Below are 17,785 nucleotides of genomic sequence, written 5' to 3'. Positions count from 1 at the left end.
CGCTCTGGGTCCCCGCTTTCGCGGGGATGACAGAGGGTGGGTTAGGCGGTGAGGGTCGCGTAGGCCCAGTCGAGCCATGGTCCGAGCGCTTCGACGTCGGCCGTATCGACCGTCGCGCCGCACCAGATGCGCAGGCCCGCAGGGGCGTCGCGATAGCCCGCGATGTCGAATGCGGCGCCTTCCTTCTCGAGCAGCCCGGCGAATTTCTTGATGAAATCCGCATCGGCACCGGCGACCGACAGACACACCGAGGTCTTCGAGCGGCTGGCGGGATCAGCGGCGAGGTGGGAGAGCCAGTCGCGGTCGGCCACGATCTTGTCGAGCGCCGCGGCATTCGCATCGCTGCGCGCCTTCAGGCCTTCGAGACCGCCAATCGACTTTGCCCATTCGAGCGCGAAGATTGCGTCTTCGACCGCGAGCATCGACGGGGTGTTGATCGTCTCGCCCTTGAACACGCCTTCGGTCAGCGCGCCCTTCGAGACGAGGCGAAACACCTTGGGCAGCGGCCAGGCGGGGGTGTAGGTTTCCAACCGTTCGACCGCGCGCGGGCCGAGGATCAGCACGCCGTGACCGCCTTCGCCGCCGAGCACTTTCTGCCAGCTGAAGGTTGCGACGTCGATCTTGTCCCACGGCAGGTCGTAAGCGAACACTGCGCTGGTCGCGTCGGCGAAGCACAGGCCTTCACGGTCGTCGGCGATCCAGTCGCCGTTGGGGACGCGGACGCCGCTGGTGGTGCCGTTCCATGTGAAGAGAACGTCGTTCGACCAGTCGACTTGGCGGAGATCGGGCAGCTGGCCATAATCGGCGCGGATGACGGTCGGGTCGAGCTTCAACTGCTTCGCGGCATCGGTGACCCAACCTTCACCGAAGCTCTCCCAAGCGAGCGTCGTGACGGGGCGGGCGCCGAGCATCGTCCACATCGCCATTTCAAAGGCGCCGGTGTCGGAGCCCGGAACGATGCCGATGCGGTGGGTGTCGGGAAGCTGGAGCATTTCGCGCATCAGATCGATGCTAAGCTGCAGACGCGTCTTGCCGATCTTCGCGCGGTGCGAGCGGCCGAGGCATTCGGTGGCGAGCTTTTCGGGGGCCCAGCCCGGCGGCTTTGCGCAGGGGCCGGAAGAAAAATGGGGGCGCACAGGGCGCAATTCGGGTGTCGGCACGTCATTCATGTCATTCTCTCCTTGCAGAGAGCTCGCGCGGCGTTGGGACCGCGTGGCCCGGCGCTGCGTTTAGGGAGGCGGGCGCAACTGTCAAACAAATTGCTCCGGTCGTGTGAAATTATCGACGAGCCGAGCAAGTGGGTTAGTAACTTGTTAACTATATTTGTTGCAGATTGGCGCCATGGCGATCCCATCGTATCTGAAGCCCCGGATGCTCATTGCCGCCGCCGCAGCGCTGTCGCTTTCGGCCTGTTTCGGTTCTCCTGATGTCATGAAGCGAAACGATTCGAAGCGCCCGACAGCCAGCACCGGCAAGCGCCCACATATTAACAGCACGCCGTCTTTCACCAGCGCCGAATCCAAACAATGCGCGGTCGATCTGAAACAGGCGGGGGTGCGTTTCACGCCGCTCGCCAATGAGGATCATGGCGGCGGATGCAGTTCGATCGATTCGGTGAAGCTGCTCGACATCGGGATGCCGACGACGGGCCTCGGCGCGATGACCTGTCCGCTCGCGCGCAATTTTGCGGCATGGGCGCAATATGCGGTGAAGCCCGCGGCGCGAAAATTTTTCGGGACCGAGGTGGTGAAGATCGAGACCTTCGGCACCTATAGCTGCCGCAACATCTATGGCGGGCGCTCTGGCCGCTTGTCGCAGCACGCGAGTTCGAATGCGATCGACATATCGGGATTCGTTCTCGCCGACGGGCGGCGCATCATGCTCGACGGCGGGTGGAAGGGTGACAGGGCGTCGCAGGACTTTCTGCGCGCGCTGCACACATCGGCGTGCCGGCGGTTCGGGACGGTGCTGGGCCCCGACTATAACGCGGCCCATTATAACCACTTCCACATGGATATGAGCGGCAACGGTTACTGCCGCTGACTTGGCTTTGCGCGCGGAAGGCGCTAGCCATCCGTTAATGACAGAAGACAAACAACCCCATCGTTCGCGTTTCCACAAAGCCAAGGATGACGCGCAGTTCGCCAAACAGGCGACGACCACCCCGCAAACCGCGAGCGCCGCTTACAAGCTGGCTTTTCAGGACAAGGAGTTCCTGCTGCGCGAGGATCTGCGCCCGGTGCGCTTCCAGCTGGAATTGCTCAAGCCCGAATTGCTGCTCGACGAAGCGAAGATCGAATCGATGCTCGTCATCTATGGTTCGGCGCGTATTCCCGAACCGGCGGAGGCCGATGCGCTCGAAGCCGCCGCAACCGACGATGCCAGCCGCAACATCGCGCGCCGGTTGAAGGCGAAGGCAAAATATTATGAAGAGGCGCGCGCGCTCGCGCGGCTCGCGAGTCAGGTGCCGTGCGACGAAAATGGCTGTCGCCACTTTGTCGTTTGTTCGGGAGGTGGTCCGTCGATCATGGAGGCCGCGAATCGCGGCGCCGATGACGAGGGCAAGGAATCGGTCGGGCTCAACATCGTGCTGCCGCACGAACAGGCGCCCAACCGTTTCGTGACCCCGGACCTCAGCTTCCAGTTCCACTATTTCGCGCTGCGCAAGATGCATTTCCTGCTTCGCGCGCGCGCGGTTTGTGTTTTCCCCGGTGGCTTTGGCACGTTCGACGAGATGTTCGAACTGCTGACCCTGATCCAGACCGGCAAGATCAAGCCGATCCCGATCGTGCTGTTCGGCGAGGAGTTCTGGCGTCGCGTCGTCAATTTCGACGCGCTGGTCGAGGAAGGCGTGGTCAGCGCCCGCGACCTCGACCTGTTCCGGTTCGTCGAAACCGCCGACGAGGCGTGGAAGATCATTCAGGACTTTTACGCCGCGATCGAGCCGGACTGAGGCTTGCTATCCTCCCTGTCGCGTAGCGATGGGGAGGGGGACCGCCGCCGAAAGGCGGTGGTGGAAGGGGGCGTCGCGCCATAGCCCCTTCGTCAGCGCTTCGCGCTGCCACCTCCCCATTGCTTCGCAACAGGGAGGATCAGATTATTTCTGAGCTTCCAGATACAGGAACAGCGCCTTGCGGTCGGCGGGGTCGATGACCCCTGCAAACGCCATACGCGTTCCGGGCAGCGCCTTCATCGGCTCTGCCACAAAGGCGTCGAGCGCGGCGGCGTCCCAGACACCGCCCTTGGCCTTCATCGCGCCCGAATAGGAAAAGCCCGCGTACGACGCGACCGCGCGGCCGACGATGCCGTGGAGGTTGGGGCCGATACCATTGGCGCCGCCTGCGTCGATTGTGTGGCACGCGACGCAGCGTTTGAAGACCTGTTCGCCCATCGCCGCGGTCGGCTCGATCGTGGGGGCGGGTGCTTCGACGGCCGCGTTACCGCCCGCCGGTGCATCGGCGGGCTGATCGCTCTTGCCGCAACCGGCGAGGGCGAAAGCGCCCGCCAGCAGGACGGGCGCGATGCGCATTATTTCTTGGCTTCGGCCGGTGCGGGGGCTGCGGCGGCATCGGCTGCCGGGGCAACTGCGCCTTCGGCCGGAGCTGCGGTTGCATCGGCCGGAGCGGCTGCAGCGCCTTCAGCCGGAGCCGCTTCGGGAGCAGGCAGCGGCAGGTTCGAACCCTGTGCGTTCATATAGACGATCAGGTTCGCGCGATCTTCGGCGCTGCTGAGGCCGGCGAAGGACATTTTGGTGCCGGGCGCATATTTGCGCGGGCTGGTCAGCCAGGCATCCATGCCGGCGAAATCCCAATTGCCCGGGACCGACTTCAGCGCGTCCGAATAGGCGAAGCCCGGGACGTGGCCGTGAGCCTTGCCCAGCGCGCCGAACAGATTCGGACCGATGCCGTTGGCGCCGCCCGAATTGATCGTGTGGCACGCGGCGCACTTTGCGAACACCGCTTCGCCCTTCGCCACATCGGCGGCGGCGAGCAGGTTCGCGATCGGCACGGCGGGCTTGCCGCTGTTGCCGCCAGCTTCGGCATCCTCGATCGGGAATCCGGGCTTTTCGGGGGCGTGACCGGCGAAGATCATGCTCGACCCGATCGTCAGGCCCAGTGCACAAATGCCGGCAAACAATACCCAGCCAGCAATAGTGTTGTTGCGATTGTCCATGGTCTGCAGCCCCGTGTTCGTTCGCGCCCTTGTCGGGTCGCATGATCTGATTTGGTCGCTCCCTTACTGGGGCGGGCACGGCGGCGCAAGGGGGCGCGAACCGATGAATCAGCGACCGCTCCGGTTGCGTGGCTGCGCCCGCCCGGCTATGCGCCGCGGTTCGGGCGCGGAAAGGCAGACATGGGCAGTTATACGGCTTCGGCACAGCGGTTGGTCGACGAGATGAAGGTGGCGGCCTTGGCCGATCCCGCACGCGGCCTGGCCTTTCAGGGTGCGCCGGGCGCGAACAGCGATCTTGCCGCGCGCGAATATGATCCAGATTCGCTGCCGCTGCCCTGTTATTCCTTTCAGGACGCGATCGACGCCGTGCGCGAAGGCCGTGTCGACCGCGCGATCATCCCGATCGAGAACAGCCTGCACGGCCGTGTCGCCGATATTCATTTCCTGCTGCCCGAATCCGGTCTGTCGATCGTCGGCGAGCATTTCCTGCGCATCCGTTACGGGCTGATGAGCCGCGATCTCGGGCCGGTGACGCGTGCGATGAGCCATGAACAGGCGCTGGGGCAATGCCGCAACTGGCTGCGCGCGAATCAGATCGCGCCGATCGCGCACAGCGACACCGCGGGCGCCGCGGCGTGGGTCGCCGACAGCGATGAAGTCGGGCTCGCCGCGCTGGCGCCGCCGCATGCCGCCGAAATCTATGGGCTGACCTTGCACGGCACCGGGATGGAGGATGCCGATCACAATATGACGCGCTTCGTCATCCTGGCGCGCGAGCCGCTCGCCGATCTGTCGGCGATCGAAGGGCCGCTGATGACCACCTTCATGTTCGAGGTGAAGAATATTCCGGCCGCGCTTTACAAGGCGCTCGGCGGTTTTGCGACCAACGGCGTCAATATGACCAAGCTGGAGAGCTATCAGGTCGCGGGCAGCTTTGCCGCAACCCAATTCTATACCGACATTGTCGGTGCGCCGGGGGACGAAAATATCGACCGGGCACTCGAGGAGCTGGATTTCCAGACCAAGTCGCTGCGGCTGCTCGGCACCTATCCGATGGCGCGGGTCCGCGGCGGTTAAGGCTTATTCGCCGCGGCGCGCGAGGATGCGCGCGGTGGCATAGCTCTGGAGAATGAACAGCGTCACCAGGATGCTGGCGACGACCAGCGCGAACAGGTCAAAGGCAGAAAAGGGTGTGTGCGGCACCATGCCGCTGCCGATGATCGGCATCAGCACGGTCATCGTCATCAGCATCAGCCGGAGTTCGGTCGGCCCGCCTGCCATATAGGACAGGCGGAATTCGCCAACGACCTTCGCCGCAAGGAAGGTGTGGATCGACAGCAGGAAATAGCCGACGACCGCCAGCAGCGCAACGTCGAGGCGCATATAGGGGCTGACCCCGATCGCCCCGACCATCAGCAGCGTCCCCACCGCATCGACGCTATGGTCGACAAAATAGCCATAGGAGGGGCGTTCGATACGGCGCCAGCGCGCGAGGCTGCCGTCGAGTGAATCGCCGAACCAGTTGACGACATAGCCAAGCAGCGAAAGGCCCAGCCATTCGGTGTCGAACCAACTGAGGGCATAGCCCGCAGCAACCATCACCGCGCCCGCAAAGCCCAGCGTCGTCAACTGGTCGGGGGTTACCCAGCCCGGAAGGCGTGGGCACAGCCAGTTGAGCAGGCGCCGTTCGCCACGGGCCAGAAGATTTTGCTGGATTCGAACGGGCGGCTTGTTGGCTGTTGGGTTGATATTGCTCAAAAAAAGGGCCTTCATCCGGGCCGTCACAAAAGTGTCAGCCGCCTGTCATCGCCCCGCCATAGAAAGAAATGGCGGGGCGGGGAAGGGGCGCAGCCTTCGGCGCGCCCCGTCAGGAGGGCCGTTTGGCGAGGGTTTCGAAGTTCGTTGCCGGCTTGGCGTCGCGCGTGGTGACCAGATAATCGAAGCCGAGCAGCAGGAAGCGGGCAAATTCGGGCAAGGCTTGCAGCTTTTGCCCCGCCAGCTGGTGGCGCAGGGCCGCAACGGGAATCAAGGCATGGCCGGTGGCAGGAATCATCTCGCGCGCGATGCCGGCAGCGTCGAGAATGGGACCGATGTTGGTGTCTTCATAGGCGCTGATTTGTGTAAAGCCCTTCGGCGAAGGCGCGATCTGGAGCACCGAGCCTGCCATCGGGATATAGGCGATGTGCAGCGATTTTTGTCCATTGGCGGCGGCGAGCCCGGGAAGCAGCGAGCCGAGGTCGTAGATGGCGGTCGGCGTCGTGCCGCGCCCGAGGTGATTTGCCCCCATTTTCAGCAGGACGCGCGGGGCTGGCGCCGGGACCGAGCGATAGGCGGTCAGGAAATATTCGCGCATCAACAGGGCGCGTTCTTCGTTATTTTGCAGATGCTTCCCTGCGAGATTCAGGTGATAGATATCCGCGCTGTCCGTCAAGGCGTCGACGATCGCCCGCGCTTCGCGGTCATCGGCGAAATGGCGCTGGAGCGCCGCAAAATCCTCTGCGGTGGCGGTGGTCATCAACATGATCCCGCCGAAATTTCCGTCGGCCAGCGCGGCGCGATCCCGGTCGCGCCAGTCGGCGAGCCGTTTGCGCACGGCCTTGTCGCGGGTCCGGGCGCTCAAAACGTCGAGCAGAATGGACGTTGCGCCCAGAAACTCCTGATCAATGCCCCAAAGCCGGTTTTCATTGGCAAAGGGCGCTGCGAGCGCGGCATCCTCTGCATTGGTCAGAAAGGGAATCGCCCATGGCTGCGTCGCGAGCGCCGCGCCGAGTGCATCCACGCCCCCGCTTTTGAGATGCGCGCTGACCCAGTTCGCCGTGTGGGGCCCCACTTCTGCGGCATGATAGAGCGGGCTATCGTCGATTGCTTCGGCATCATGGGCGATTGCCAGGGTGAGTTGCGGCGATCCGGCCAGACCATGGTCTTCGCCGACAGCAATAAATTGCGCGTCCTTCAACTCGCCACGCAGTCGCTCGCCTCCGGCGCCCGACATGCCGTTTGCGGAAAATGTGATCGGGAGAATCTCGACCTTTTCGGTCGCAGGCGGCGCGGCGGACTCCGCTTTCGCAGCGACAGGCAAAGACAGGAACATCGCGGCCGTTAGCAGCGATGCGACAAAGGTTTGACGTGACATGAGGGGCTCCTGATTTTTTCGGCGAACTGTATCGTTTAAACAATACGGTCAAGCAAAAAAATGGAAGGGGTCCCGACCCTATTCCTGCCAGGGACCGATTTCGCCGACCTCGCCGATGGTGCGAAAACGCACGGCGTCGTCGAGCCACGCGACCTCCCACATCGGCGCCGGGCGCGCCCATTCGCCGACGACGAACAGCGGCAATTTGTTCGCCGCGACAAAGGCACGATCGTCGGCCGACGGGCCGGGAACGATGGTTTCCGATTTCTGGCGCAGGCGGATGATCGCGAGCGTGCCCCGTGGCGGCGGCGGGAGAGACTGACGCGTGGGCATGCCAATGCTGGTGGCGATCGCCGGATAGCCATTTTTGTCGCGGGTGAGCAGCAGCAATTTGTCGGCGGTCGCATAGGGTCCGCCCACCGGCTGCCCGGCGATCTTGCGCCCCGCCAGTGCGGCATATTCGCGTATGTCGGCGTCGGCGATCGACCCCAGGCTGGGCGCGGGGACTTCGGCCTGCGGAAGCGGCTGCGCAGCAACGGGATCGGCGGCAAGCGCCGCCATGAGCATCAGCGCTGCAATCAATGCGCTTCGCCCCAGCTTTTTCCGGTCCCGATCTCCACCTCGAGCGGAACCGACAGCTTGAGCGCGGGTTCGGCGGCGCCCGCCATCACCGCGCGGATGATCTCGCTGGCGGCCGCCGCCTTGTCCTCGGGGGCCTCGAACACGAGTTCGTCGTGGACCTGGAGCAGCATTTTGACGTCGGACAGGCCAGCGTCGGAAAGCGCTTTCGGCATGCGCGCCATCGCGCGTTTGATCAGGTCGGCGCTGGTGCCCTGAATTGGCGCATTGATCGCGGCGCGCTCGCTGCCCGCGCGTTCATTCTGGTTTGCTGCCTTGATGCGCGGGAACCAGGTTTTGCGGCCGAACAGCGTCTCGGTGTATCCCTTGGCGCGCACGCCTTCGAGCGTGTCGGTGATATAGTCCGAAATGCCGGGGAAGCGCTCAAAATAGCGCGCGATCAACGCCTGCGCTTCGTCGGGGGTGATCTCGAGGCGGCCCGCGAGGCCCCAGCGCGAAATGCCATAGAGGATCGAGAAATTGACCGTCTTCGCCTTGCCGCGGGTGTCGCGATTGCTTTCACCGAACAATTCGATCGCGGTCGCGCTGTGAATATCCTGCCCCTGCGCAAAGGCTTCCTTGAGTTCGGGAACGTCGGCCATATGCGCGGCGAGACGCAGCTCGATCTGGCTATAGTCGGCAGCGATCAGCACATGGCCGGGCGCGGCGATGAAGGCGTCGCGGATCTGGCGGCCGGTTTCGGTGCGGATCGGGATATTCTGCAAATTGGGATCGGTCGACGACAGGCGCCCGGTTTGCGCGCCGACGAGGCTGTAGCTGGTGTGGACTCGGCCGGTCTTGGCGTTGATCTGTTGCTGGAGCGCGTCGGTATAGGTCGACTTGAGCTTCGCAAGCTGGCGCCATTCGAGGATTTTGCGCGCGATCGGCACGCCGTCGCGTTCGAGCCGTTCGAGTTCGCTCAGGTCGGTCGACCAGTCGCCCGACTTGCCCTTGCGCCCGCCCTTGAGGCCGAGCTTGTCGAACAGGATTTCGCCAAGCTGCTTGGGGCTGCCGATCGAGAAGGGCTGGCCGGCGAGACCGTGGATCTCGCCCTCAATGCGCAGCATTTCGGTCGCGAATTCGCCCGACAGCTTCGCCAGATAATCGCGATTCACCATGATGCCGGCGCGCTCCATCGTTTCGACGATGGCGGCGAGCGGGCGGTCGACCATCTCGTACACGCGCGTCCCGCCCTCGATCGGCAGGCGCAGCTTGAGCAGTTTCCATAGCCGCAGCGCGACGTCGGCATCTTCGGCGGCATATTCGGTCGCGCGGTCGAGCTGGACTTCGGCAAAGCTGATCTGCGATTTGCCCGTCCCGCACATTTCCTTGAAGGTCAGGCAGATGTGATCGAGGTGGAGTTTCGCCAACTCGTCGAGCCCGTGCTGATGCTTGCCCGCGTCGAGCGCGAAGCTCATCACCAGCGTGTCGTCATAGGGCGCGATAGTTACACCGTGCTGCGCGAGCACGCCGATGTCATATTTCAGATTATGGCCGACTTTCAGCACCGCATCGTCGGCGAACAGCGTGCGCAGCCGATTGATCGCGGTATCGAAATCGATCTGATCGGGCTTTTCGGCGAACATGTCGGTGCCGCCATGGCCGAGCGGGATGTAGCAGGCCTTGCCCGGCGCGGTCGCGAGGCTGACGCCGACGAGACGGCCGGTGACGCTATCGAGGCTGGCGGTTTCGGTATCGACTGCGACGACATGCGCGGCCCGGGCTTCGGCAATCCAGCGGTCGAGCGCGTCGATCGTCGTCACGCACTCATAGGCCGAACGGTCGATCGCGGGCATTGGCGGCAGCGTCGGGGTCGATGATGCGTCGGCGGCGGGCGCAGCCGGAGCGGCGCCGCCGCGCGGCAGAGTCGGCGGGCCGCCGGGTGTCACACCGGTATCGACCTTCGCCGACAGCGAGCGGAAGCCATGTTCGTCGAGGAAGGCTTTCAGCGGCACGGGCGGGATCGCGCCGAGCTTGAGGTCGTCCAATGGATCGGGCAGCGGCATGTCGCTTTTCAGTTCGACCAGCACGCGGCTCAGCCGCGCCTTCTCCTCATGCTCGATCAGATTTTCGCGCAGCTTGCTGGGCTTCATCGTCGCTGCGGCGGCAAGCACGGCGTCGAGGTCGCCATGTTCGACGATCAATTTGGTCGCGGTCTTGGGGCCGATGCCGGGGACGCCGGGGACATTGTCGGCGCTGTCGCCCATCAGCGCGAGGATATCGCCGACCAGTTTCGGGCCGACGCCGAATTTCTCTTCGACGCCTACCTCACCGACGCGAACATTCTTCATCGTGTCGAGCATGTCGACGTGCGGTCCGTCGGCGGGCTCGCGCACCAGCTGCATCAGATCCTTGTCGCTCGACACGATCGTCACGTCCCAGCCGGCGGCGACTGCGGCCTCGGTATAGCTGGCGATCAGATCGTCGGCCTCAAAGCCTTCCTGCTCGATGCACGGCAGCGAAAAGGCGCGCGTCGCGTCGCGGATCAGCGGGAATTGCGGCACCAGATCTTCGGGCGCGGGCGGGCGATGCGCCTTGTAATCGGGATAAATGTCGTTGCGGAACGACTTGCCGCTATGGTCGAGGATCACCGCCAGATGCGTCGGGCCGTCGGCGTCGTGAAGGTCTTTCGCAAGCTTCCACAGCATCGTCGTATAGCCATAAACCGCACCGACCGGCGTTCCCTGCGGGTTCGTCAGCGGGGGCAGACGATGATAGGCGCGGAAAATATAGCCGGAGCCGTCGACGAGGTAGAGATGATTCTTCTGAGACATGGCGGGGATGTAGCAGGGGAGGTGCGCCCTAGCGATAGTCGATGACGAGCTTCGCCGCCGCTGCGACTGCCGCCGCGCGGGCATCATCGGTGCTGCCATCCGCGACGCGTGCCAGCGTAATCCCCATGCGGCGATAGGGGCGGGCGACGGGCTTGCCGAAGATGCGTGCATCGATTGCGGTGTCGGTGTCGGTGTCGGGTGCGGCGAGGGCGTCGGCGAGGCCGGTGATTGCGAAATTCTGTGCGTCGCGGTCGGCGAGCAGCACCGCGCTTGCGCTCGCATCGGGCGCCACAATCGCGGGGATCGGCAGGCCGAGGATCGCACGCGCATGAAGGTCGAACTGGGTCAGGCGCTGCGAGATGAGCGTCACCATGCCGGTATCGTGCGGACGCGGCGAGAGTTCGGAGAAGATCACGGTGTCGCCCTTGACGAAAAACTCGACCCCGAAAATGCCGTGACCGCCGAGCGCGTCGACGACCTTGGTCGCCATATCCTGCGCGCTCGCGAGCGCCGCGGCCGACATGGCGGCGGGCTGCCAGCTTTCGCGGTAATCGCCGCGCTCCTGCCGGTGGCCGATCGGCGGGCAGAAGGAAACGCCATCCTTGTGGCGGATGGTCAGCAGCGTGATCTCATAATCGAAGTCGATAAACGCCTCGGCGATCACGCGCAGCCGGTCGCCGCGCATCCCGGCGGCGGCATAATCCCACGCGGTGTCGATCCCGGCGGCGTCCTTGACCGTGCTCTGACCCTTGCCCGACGACGACATGACAGGTTTGACGACGAGCGGGAAGCCGACGCGCGCCGCCGCAGCGGCCATTTCCTCGCGGCTCGTTGCATATTCGAAGGTCGAGGTGGTGAGGCCGAGTTCGCTTGCAGCAAGATCGCGGATCGCATCGCGGTTCATCGTCAGCTGCGCGGCGCGTGCCGAGGGAACGACGTGGAACCCTTCGGCCTCCAGTTCGGCCAGTACCTCGGTACGGATCGCTTCGACCTCGGGAACGATATGGTCCGGGCGATATTTCTCGACGGTTGCGCGCAGTGCGTCGCCGTCGAGCATCGAGAAAACCTCAAACCCATCGGCGACCTGCATCGCGGGTGCGCCTTCATAGCTGTCGCAGGCGATCACGCGGCACCCGAGGCGCTTCGCCGAAATGACGAACTCGCGGCCGAGCTCGCCCGAACCGAGGAGGAGGATGGTGGCGGTGGGGGTCATGTGCGGCTCCGAATCTGAAGCCGCATCCACACCCGATATCGCGCCGAAGCGCAATGCACGTTTGTTCAAAGCGTCTGCGCACGCACCGGTCAGACTGGTCCTGACCACAAGGGAGAAGAAAGATGGCCGGGACCGCACAGCTCGAACGCGTCCTTGGCATCCTGACGCGCGACGGGCGTCAGGCTGTCATTCGGGCCAATCCTTTGTATCATGATCGGGATGCTGGTGGTTGCTCGCCCGGATCGCGCCGACATATTCGCTCATTGTCTCTTCGGTCGTGCCTTCTTCGGCCAGGCCGGAAAGCGTATCGAACCAGGGCATGCGCCCCTCGATGCCGAACTGCACCCGCGGCGGAAAGTCCGCCGGATTGTCGAGCGAGCCGGTGGTGACGCTCAGATGTTTGCTGGCCGCATAATCATAATAGAGCGGCGTGCCGCATGTCCGGCAGAAGCCGCGTTCGACCTGATCGGAGCTTTTGAAGGTCGCCGGGGTGCCGCGCGTCCAGTTGAGTGCGTCCTTCGGGATTCCGATCAGCGCCGCGAAATAATTGCCCGCCGTCTTCTGGCACATCCGGCAATGGCAGATGTGCGAGGTATCGAGCATCGCACTCGCACGATAGCGCACCGCGCCGCACTGGCAGCCCCCTGAGGCATGGACTTCAAGGCGTTCGGGGCTGCTCATCGCGACTTAAACTCCCATCTCATTATTCAATTCACAATATTCGAACTTTGCGCTCTCATAATCGAGACCTTAGCCGCTGGCCGCCCGCGGATAAATAGCGTCAGTCAATTTGAACGCGCACGCCATTCAACATGGCGACGACAGCTTCACTCCCGAAGGCCGTCGCCGCCGGGTTTCCGACGTGCGCCCGGAAGCGGCCGTTCATCGGACCCCAATTCCGGGGCCGTCACATCCCTCATTCTGGTGCTGATACTCGCCGCACCGCGCCTTCTGAAATAAGACGACGAAATCGCTCACCATTTCGCGGTCGGCAGACGGTGAACCGGGCTGGTCAAATGCGGAATAGAATGGAGTGCAAGCTCCGGGATAAGCCGTGGAAGGTTGGGCTTTCGCATGGCCATCTGGATAGTAATCAGCGATCGGGGTGGAGTGCTTTTGGTTTGCCGAGCGTCGCGGCGAGCACGACTGCCGCGCCAAGAAGAATGGCCATGGCGATCAGCGCCGTGTCGTAGCTGCCGGTGCGATCGAAAACAGCCCCGGTCAAAGGTGGCAACAGGGCCCAACCCACCGTATGCCCGGCGAAGATGACGCCGTATATCGCGCCGTAATTCTTCATTCCGAAATAGCGTGCGCCGAGATAGGCGATCATGTCGATCTCGGCGCCTGAGGCCAATGCGCAGCACGCGATGGCTATACCGGCGACGACCGGATTGCCGTCGAAGCCGATGAGGAGCAGGCAGCTGAGAATGGGTATCGCAAAGGCGACAGCAGCGACGAACGGGGGGCTGACGCGATCGAGAAGATAACCCGTGAGCAGGCGCGCTGCAAAGGAGACCGGGCCGATGATGCCCGCAATCGCGGCGGCCTGCATGGCTGTCATCCCGGCATCGGTCATCATCGGCTGGAAGTGCTGGTAGATCGCGTTATAGACACCTGCGACCAGCGCCAGCATCGCCACGATTTGCCAGAAGGCGCGCGTTTTGAAAGCCTCCTTGAGGCTGAGTCCCGGGACGTCCACTTCTGTATCGAGGATTTGCTCTGCCTTCGTGGCGCGGAGATCGCGCGCATCGCGTAGAAAGGCGAGTGCAAGTGGTAGCACGATCACGACGGCGGCGAGCGCGTTGACCCGGTAGGCGGCACGCCAGCCGAAATTCTCGATGAGTGTGGCAGCGGCCAAAGGAAAGACTGCCGCCCCGACGCTCATGCCGGCGAGCACAAAGGCCAGGGCAAGGCCACGGCTTTTTTCGAAACGGCTTGCAACCGCCATCGTCCAGACGAGGGGGCTGATGCAGAGGCTGAGGATCGCCATTATGATCCAGGCGGCATACCAACCATATATGGAAGGGCCACAAAAGCTGATCAGGAGCAGCCCGGCCGCATAGGCTGGGGGGCCCATCAGGCCGATCTTGCGGGCGCCGATCTTGTCGACGATCCGTCCGAGCGCCGGAACGAGAAAAATCGATCCGAGCGCACCGATTGATACGCCGGCGGTTACCTCGCCGCGCGACCAGCCAAACTCCGCGGTCAACGGTCCGACGAACGTGCCCATGGTGACGGCGTGCGATGCCGCGAAGGCGCAGCCGAGTGCTGCGGTGAGCACGAGCGGCCAGCCGTCACGCCATTCACTTTTTGGGGCGCCTTCGGTGATTTCCGTCATATGCATGTGCGCAGCGCCTCGGCGACTTCGCGGACGAAGCGCCGGTATAGAGGGATGCCCTGATGCACCATCTTGAGCGCCGGATAGCTGCCGCTGGTGAAACCGCGCCACGCCGTCGCGCAGGAGGAAGCGTTCCGTACCGAGCGCCAGACATTGAAATAGCGGGCGTTCTGTTCGCGATATTCGGGGCCGCCGGCGTTGCGATAGGTTTCCATGAACAACTCCCAGCCGCCAATTTCCTCGATGAAGGGGCGACAGTAGCTCAAGTCTTCGGTGGCATCGCCGAGATGGGCGAACTCCCAATCGAGAAGTGCCGTCAGCTCGCCGTCGGCGACCATCGTGTTGTGGAAGCCGATGTCGCCGTGGACGATCGACACATGGTCGATGCGCTCGGGGATGTTCGCCAGCAGCCATGCATAGCCAGCGGCGAGGACGGGTGAGGGGTGGAGGCGGTTGCGATGCCAGCGTTCCTGCCATTCAAGGACATAGTCGCGGACGACCTCGCGGGGATTCTTACCCGGTTCGACAAGCCCGAAATCGATCGGATCTATACGGTGCAGGCGGGCTGCGACATCGGCAAGGGACGCGCAGATGCGATCGCGAAGCACCTCATCTCTCGCCCATTCTTCGGTGCCCGAGCGCCCGGCGACGCGCTCGGAGATCATGGCTGGTTTGCCGAGGATGCCGCCGGCATCGAGGGCGAGAGGGCGCGCGACGGGAAAGCCCGCCTTCCATAGCCCCTCGATCAGATGGAATTCGTCGATGACCGTGGTCTCGCCGGGACCGAAAGGGAGGTCGCGGCGAACGACGAGCGGCAGGTCTGAGCCGTCAGGAGCGGCGCCGGAGAAGAAGAGCGTATCTTTCGAATATCCGCCGGGAGCCCGGTCGACCGCGGACACAATATGGCCGGGGCCGAGTATAGCCTCCAGAAATTCAGTCGCGAGCGCCGAGCTGACCACGCGCTCGCTCGCACGAAGCCGCTCTTCGGTCTCGTCACGGACACATTTGATCGCGCGCAACTCGGCCTCGAACATCTTCGAGTCCGCTGCGACCGCCGACTTGATGTCTTCGGTTCTTCCGGCTTCAAGATCGTCCTGAAGGCGCTCGCGAAGCGCGCCGAGCGGGCTCGACATGAGCAGATGATCGTCGATCAGCTCGGGAGCTACGGCGCCGCGCGTCAACGCGTCGAAGTCGGCGACGACCGCCCCGGAAATTTCGTCGCCGAGCAAAAGCCACCCGCTCAGGTGTGAAAGAATATCCTCCGCCATTTTTGCCGAGTGCAGCGCATCGGCATCTGAAATTGCCGGAATGATCCGCTGATTGAGCTCCAGCCCAATGGCCGCGAGAATCTCGCCGGCTATCAGGGTCCCTTTGTCCGCCACATCGCTCTCCACTCATTTTTTCTCTTGTCCGGGCTCGGCCCGGATTGTTCAGTCGATCGATCCCGCGAACCGGGTAGGCAGGCCCCAAGGATCGGCCGCGTAAGAAGCCGCCACCGATTGCGCTACGGGGTCGGGAAAAATATGCGGGTCGCCGCGTGCAAGGCCTTCGTAGATGGCGCGCGCCACCTCTTCGGCAGGCCAGCGGCCTTCGCGCTCATGCGGTCGGGCCATCTCGGTCGCGATCGGGCCGGGAAAGACTGCGACCACGGCTGTTCCACTCGCCGCCAACTCAAGACGAAGCGCTTGAGTGAACGACCAGGCGGCGGCCTTCGAGGCGCAATAGCTGCCGCAAAATGGAATGCCGGCGAGCGCGCCCATCGAGAGAATATTGACGATAGCGCTTCCCTCGCGGCCCTCCAGAACCGGCGCGAAGGCACGGCACATGCCAACGAGGCCCCAGAAATTTGTTTCCATTTCCGTCCTGGCCGGGGCGAGAGCCTTCGCTCGATAGGTTGACGCATTGGCGAGCGATGCGGCGTTGTTGATCAAGATGTCGACGTCACCGCAAGTCGCGCGCGCGCGTTCGATGGAGGCCGGATCGCAGACATCGAGTTCTATTGGGACAATGCGGGGATCATCGTTCGCGACATCGGCGCTGCACCGCGCGGCCGCGTAGATTTTTTTCGCGCCGACCTCCAGCCCCGCGCCCACAAGTGTTCGGCCGAGACCCCGGTTGCTGCCGGTAATGAGGATTGTCGCGCCTTCAAGAGTCATGAAAACTTGGTCCAGGGGGAGGGGATCGGCATGTCCCCGCCTCAGCCCCGCTGTTTCGCGAAATGATGGACGAAGTCGTTCATCTGAATATCCTGCGCATCGCCATAGCCGGTTCTGCCGTCGAGTTCCCAACGGGTCTGGCAGAAATATACGTTCATATTCTGCCAGGTCTGCCAGGGCATTCGCGCCTGAACCTGGCCTTTTATGGTGTGACATTCGTCATCGATGTCGATGAGTTCGACGTCGAAGCTGATCGGAGAAAGCCCGTCGTCCTCGCGGTGCGTCAGCTTGCGCATCGACTTGATCGGCTTCGTCACGCCGTCCTTGAAGATGAAGCCCCAGCCAAGTCCCTGGCCCGGCTGCACGGCTGGATAACGATCTTCCCAGCCGGGCCGAAGCGCGGGATCATCATAGCCGACTGCGTGGAAAGCGAGATCGTCACCGAATACGCCGACCATCCAGGTCAGCGGTGGCCCGACGCGCGAGGTTTCGCGGCGCTCCTGACTCCAGCTGTGATCGCGTGAGAAATAGCTATCTATCGCGTGGGTTTCGCCGAAGAGTTCGAGCGAACCCTTCACCTTCATCGCCTGGGTGAAATGGAATCCGCCTGGCCGTCCGGCGGGCGGCATGATCGCCTCGTTGAGGAGCGAGAAGGCCACGCCGCGCTCGGCATCGCGATAGATGATCTCGATTGTCTTGAGCGGCTCGATGACGCGGAAACGCAAGTCCATCGTATCGGCGACGCGATATTCAGCGATCCCATTCTCGGGAAAAGGAAGATAATGATAGTGGTTCACATATTCGCATGACAGCGTTGAACCGTGAAATCCCTTCCAGATGTAGACGCTGGCGCTGCACATCCGCAACACCGGGTGAAACCACATATAGATTTCACCGTTGATCTGCTTTTCCGGGATATTGAAACCCCAATAGGTTGTCTCGGTGGACGAATAATGGCCCGAGGCCGCCGGCAGGTGGAGAAACTCGTCCTCGGGACTGCATTCGTAAAGGGGAAGGCCCCCAAGCTGCGGACGCAGATTGGTCGGGCTCGGGGCCCCGCTGCTGTTTTGCCCGCTGCTGTTCTGACTGCGTTCCATCCTGGCGGTCATCCTGCTTCTTGCTAGAAAGAGAGGGAGAACCAGCATCCATACATTGCAAGGCTCTCGCCACAATGCGGGGCATGGCTCTCCCCAAAGAAAGCGGCGGCCGGCAGAGAGGATTGCGGCCGCCGCCTGGATCAGAATTTGACCTGATGACCGGCCCCCACCGAGTGGTCCGGGTGGATTGTTAGTGCATTGACGCCTCCCTCGCCAGTGTTGGCCGTAGGTGGAGCGAAGCGGAACCGGAGGGCAACACTGGCGAGGGAACGGCCTCCGGCGC

17 protein-coding genes are annotated in these 17,785 nt (G+C 63.4%); 3 read left to right on the top strand and 14 right to left on the bottom strand.

What is annotated here, in order from left to right:
* Positions 1-41: 41 nt before the first annotated feature.
* Complete coding sequence (locus CDQ91_RS19750) at positions 42-1,169, bottom strand: phosphoserine transaminase (protein ID WP_088474424.1); 1,128 nt, start codon at positions 1,167-1,169, stop codon at positions 42-44.
* Positions 1,170-1,341: 172 nt separating this feature from the next.
* On the opposite strand from CDQ91_RS19750, the gene CDQ91_RS19745 reads away from it, so the two are divergent.
* Together CDQ91_RS19745 and CDQ91_RS19740 are read left to right on the top strand one after the other, a co-directional pair.
* The gene (locus tag CDQ91_RS19745) at positions 1,342-2,043 is read left to right on the top strand and encodes an extensin family protein (RefSeq protein ID WP_088474423.1); all 702 of its coding nucleotides are present in this window, start codon (positions 1,342-1,344) and stop codon (positions 2,041-2,043) included.
* Between the two features lie 37 nt (positions 2,044-2,080).
* Positions 2,081-2,953, top strand: a complete 873-nt coding sequence (locus CDQ91_RS19740) for an LOG family protein (RefSeq protein ID WP_088474422.1) — start codon at positions 2,081-2,083, stop codon at positions 2,951-2,953.
* Between the two features lie 144 nt (positions 2,954-3,097).
* On the opposite strand, the gene CDQ91_RS19735 is transcribed toward CDQ91_RS19740, so the two are convergent.
* Together CDQ91_RS19735 and CDQ91_RS19730 are read right to left on the bottom strand one after the other, a co-directional pair.
* A complete protein-coding gene (locus tag CDQ91_RS19735) occupies positions 3,098-3,529 on the bottom strand; it encodes a c-type cytochrome (protein ID WP_088474421.1) in 432 nt (143 codons plus the stop codon).
* The gene (locus CDQ91_RS19730; protein ID WP_088474420.1) at positions 3,529-4,173 is read right to left on the bottom strand and encodes a c-type cytochrome; all 645 of its coding nucleotides are present in this window, start codon (positions 4,171-4,173) and stop codon (positions 3,529-3,531) included. Before CDQ91_RS19730 ends, CDQ91_RS19735 begins: the two co-directional genes overlap by 1 nt.
* Before the next feature lie 180 nt (positions 4,174-4,353).
* Here CDQ91_RS19730 and CDQ91_RS19725 point away from each other — a divergent pair, with 180 nt between their 5' ends.
* Complete coding sequence (locus tag CDQ91_RS19725) at positions 4,354-5,250, top strand: prephenate dehydratase (protein ID WP_088474419.1); 897 nt, start codon at positions 4,354-4,356, stop codon at positions 5,248-5,250.
* Positions 5,251-5,253: 3 nt separating this feature from the next.
* On the opposite strand, the gene CDQ91_RS19720 is transcribed toward CDQ91_RS19725, so the two are convergent.
* The 11 genes from CDQ91_RS19720 to CDQ91_RS21110 form a co-directional block, all read right to left on the bottom strand.
* Positions 5,254-5,931: a CDP-alcohol phosphatidyltransferase family protein gene (locus tag CDQ91_RS19720; RefSeq protein ID WP_237246073.1), complete on the bottom strand. Its 678-nt coding sequence runs from the start codon at positions 5,929-5,931 to the stop codon at positions 5,254-5,256.
* 109 nt (positions 5,932-6,040) lie between these two features.
* Complete coding sequence (locus tag CDQ91_RS19715) at positions 6,041-7,306, bottom strand: hypothetical protein (RefSeq protein ID WP_088474417.1); 1,266 nt, start codon at positions 7,304-7,306, stop codon at positions 6,041-6,043.
* A 78-nt stretch (positions 7,307-7,384) separates the two neighbouring features.
* Positions 7,385-7,888 (bottom strand): hypothetical protein, encoded by a 504-nt coding sequence (locus CDQ91_RS19710; protein ID WP_088474416.1) that lies wholly within the window; start codon positions 7,886-7,888, stop codon positions 7,385-7,387.
* Entirely contained in the window at positions 7,885-10,698 is a 2,814-nt protein-coding gene (gene polA, locus CDQ91_RS19705; RefSeq protein ID WP_088474415.1) for a DNA polymerase I, read from the bottom strand. The genes CDQ91_RS19710 and polA overlap by 4 nt, the downstream gene beginning before the upstream one ends.
* Before the next feature lie 28 nt (positions 10,699-10,726).
* Positions 10,727-11,911 (bottom strand): formate-dependent phosphoribosylglycinamide formyltransferase, encoded by a 1,185-nt coding sequence (gene purT / locus CDQ91_RS19700; RefSeq protein WP_088474450.1) that lies wholly within the window; start codon positions 11,909-11,911, stop codon positions 10,727-10,729.
* A gap of 186 nt (positions 11,912-12,097) precedes the next feature.
* Entirely contained in the window at positions 12,098-12,592 is a 495-nt protein-coding gene (locus CDQ91_RS19695) for a GFA family protein (RefSeq protein ID WP_088474414.1), read from the bottom strand.
* A 412-nt stretch (positions 12,593-13,004) separates the two neighbouring features.
* Entirely contained in the window at positions 13,005-14,255 is a 1,251-nt protein-coding gene (locus CDQ91_RS19690) for an MFS transporter (protein WP_088474413.1), read from the bottom strand.
* Positions 14,246-15,631: a phosphotransferase family protein gene (locus CDQ91_RS19685; RefSeq protein WP_144036833.1), complete on the bottom strand. Its 1,386-nt coding sequence runs from the start codon at positions 15,629-15,631 to the stop codon at positions 14,246-14,248. Before CDQ91_RS19685 ends, CDQ91_RS19690 begins: the two co-directional genes overlap by 10 nt.
* A gap of 48 nt (positions 15,632-15,679) precedes the next feature.
* A complete protein-coding gene (locus tag CDQ91_RS19680) occupies positions 15,680-16,405 on the bottom strand; it encodes an SDR family oxidoreductase (RefSeq protein WP_158213735.1) in 726 nt (241 codons plus the stop codon).
* Positions 16,406-16,446: 41 nt separating this feature from the next.
* Entirely contained in the window at positions 16,447-17,514 is a 1,068-nt protein-coding gene (locus CDQ91_RS21370; protein WP_158213734.1) for a DUF7064 domain-containing protein, read from the bottom strand.
* Positions 17,515-17,692: 178 nt separating this feature from the next.
* Positions 17,693-17,785: integrase catalytic subunit (locus tag CDQ91_RS21110; RefSeq protein ID WP_144036679.1), on the bottom strand; the 93-nt coding region annotated here is incomplete at its 5' end.

Source organism: Sphingopyxis witflariensis (genome assembly GCF_002205635.1).
GTDB classification, from domain to species: Bacteria; Pseudomonadota; Alphaproteobacteria; order Sphingomonadales; family Sphingomonadaceae; genus Sphingopyxis; species Sphingopyxis witflariensis.
The sequence above is the reverse complement of the archived record's forward strand: the minus strand, read 5'-3'. Positions and strand labels throughout refer to the sequence as shown.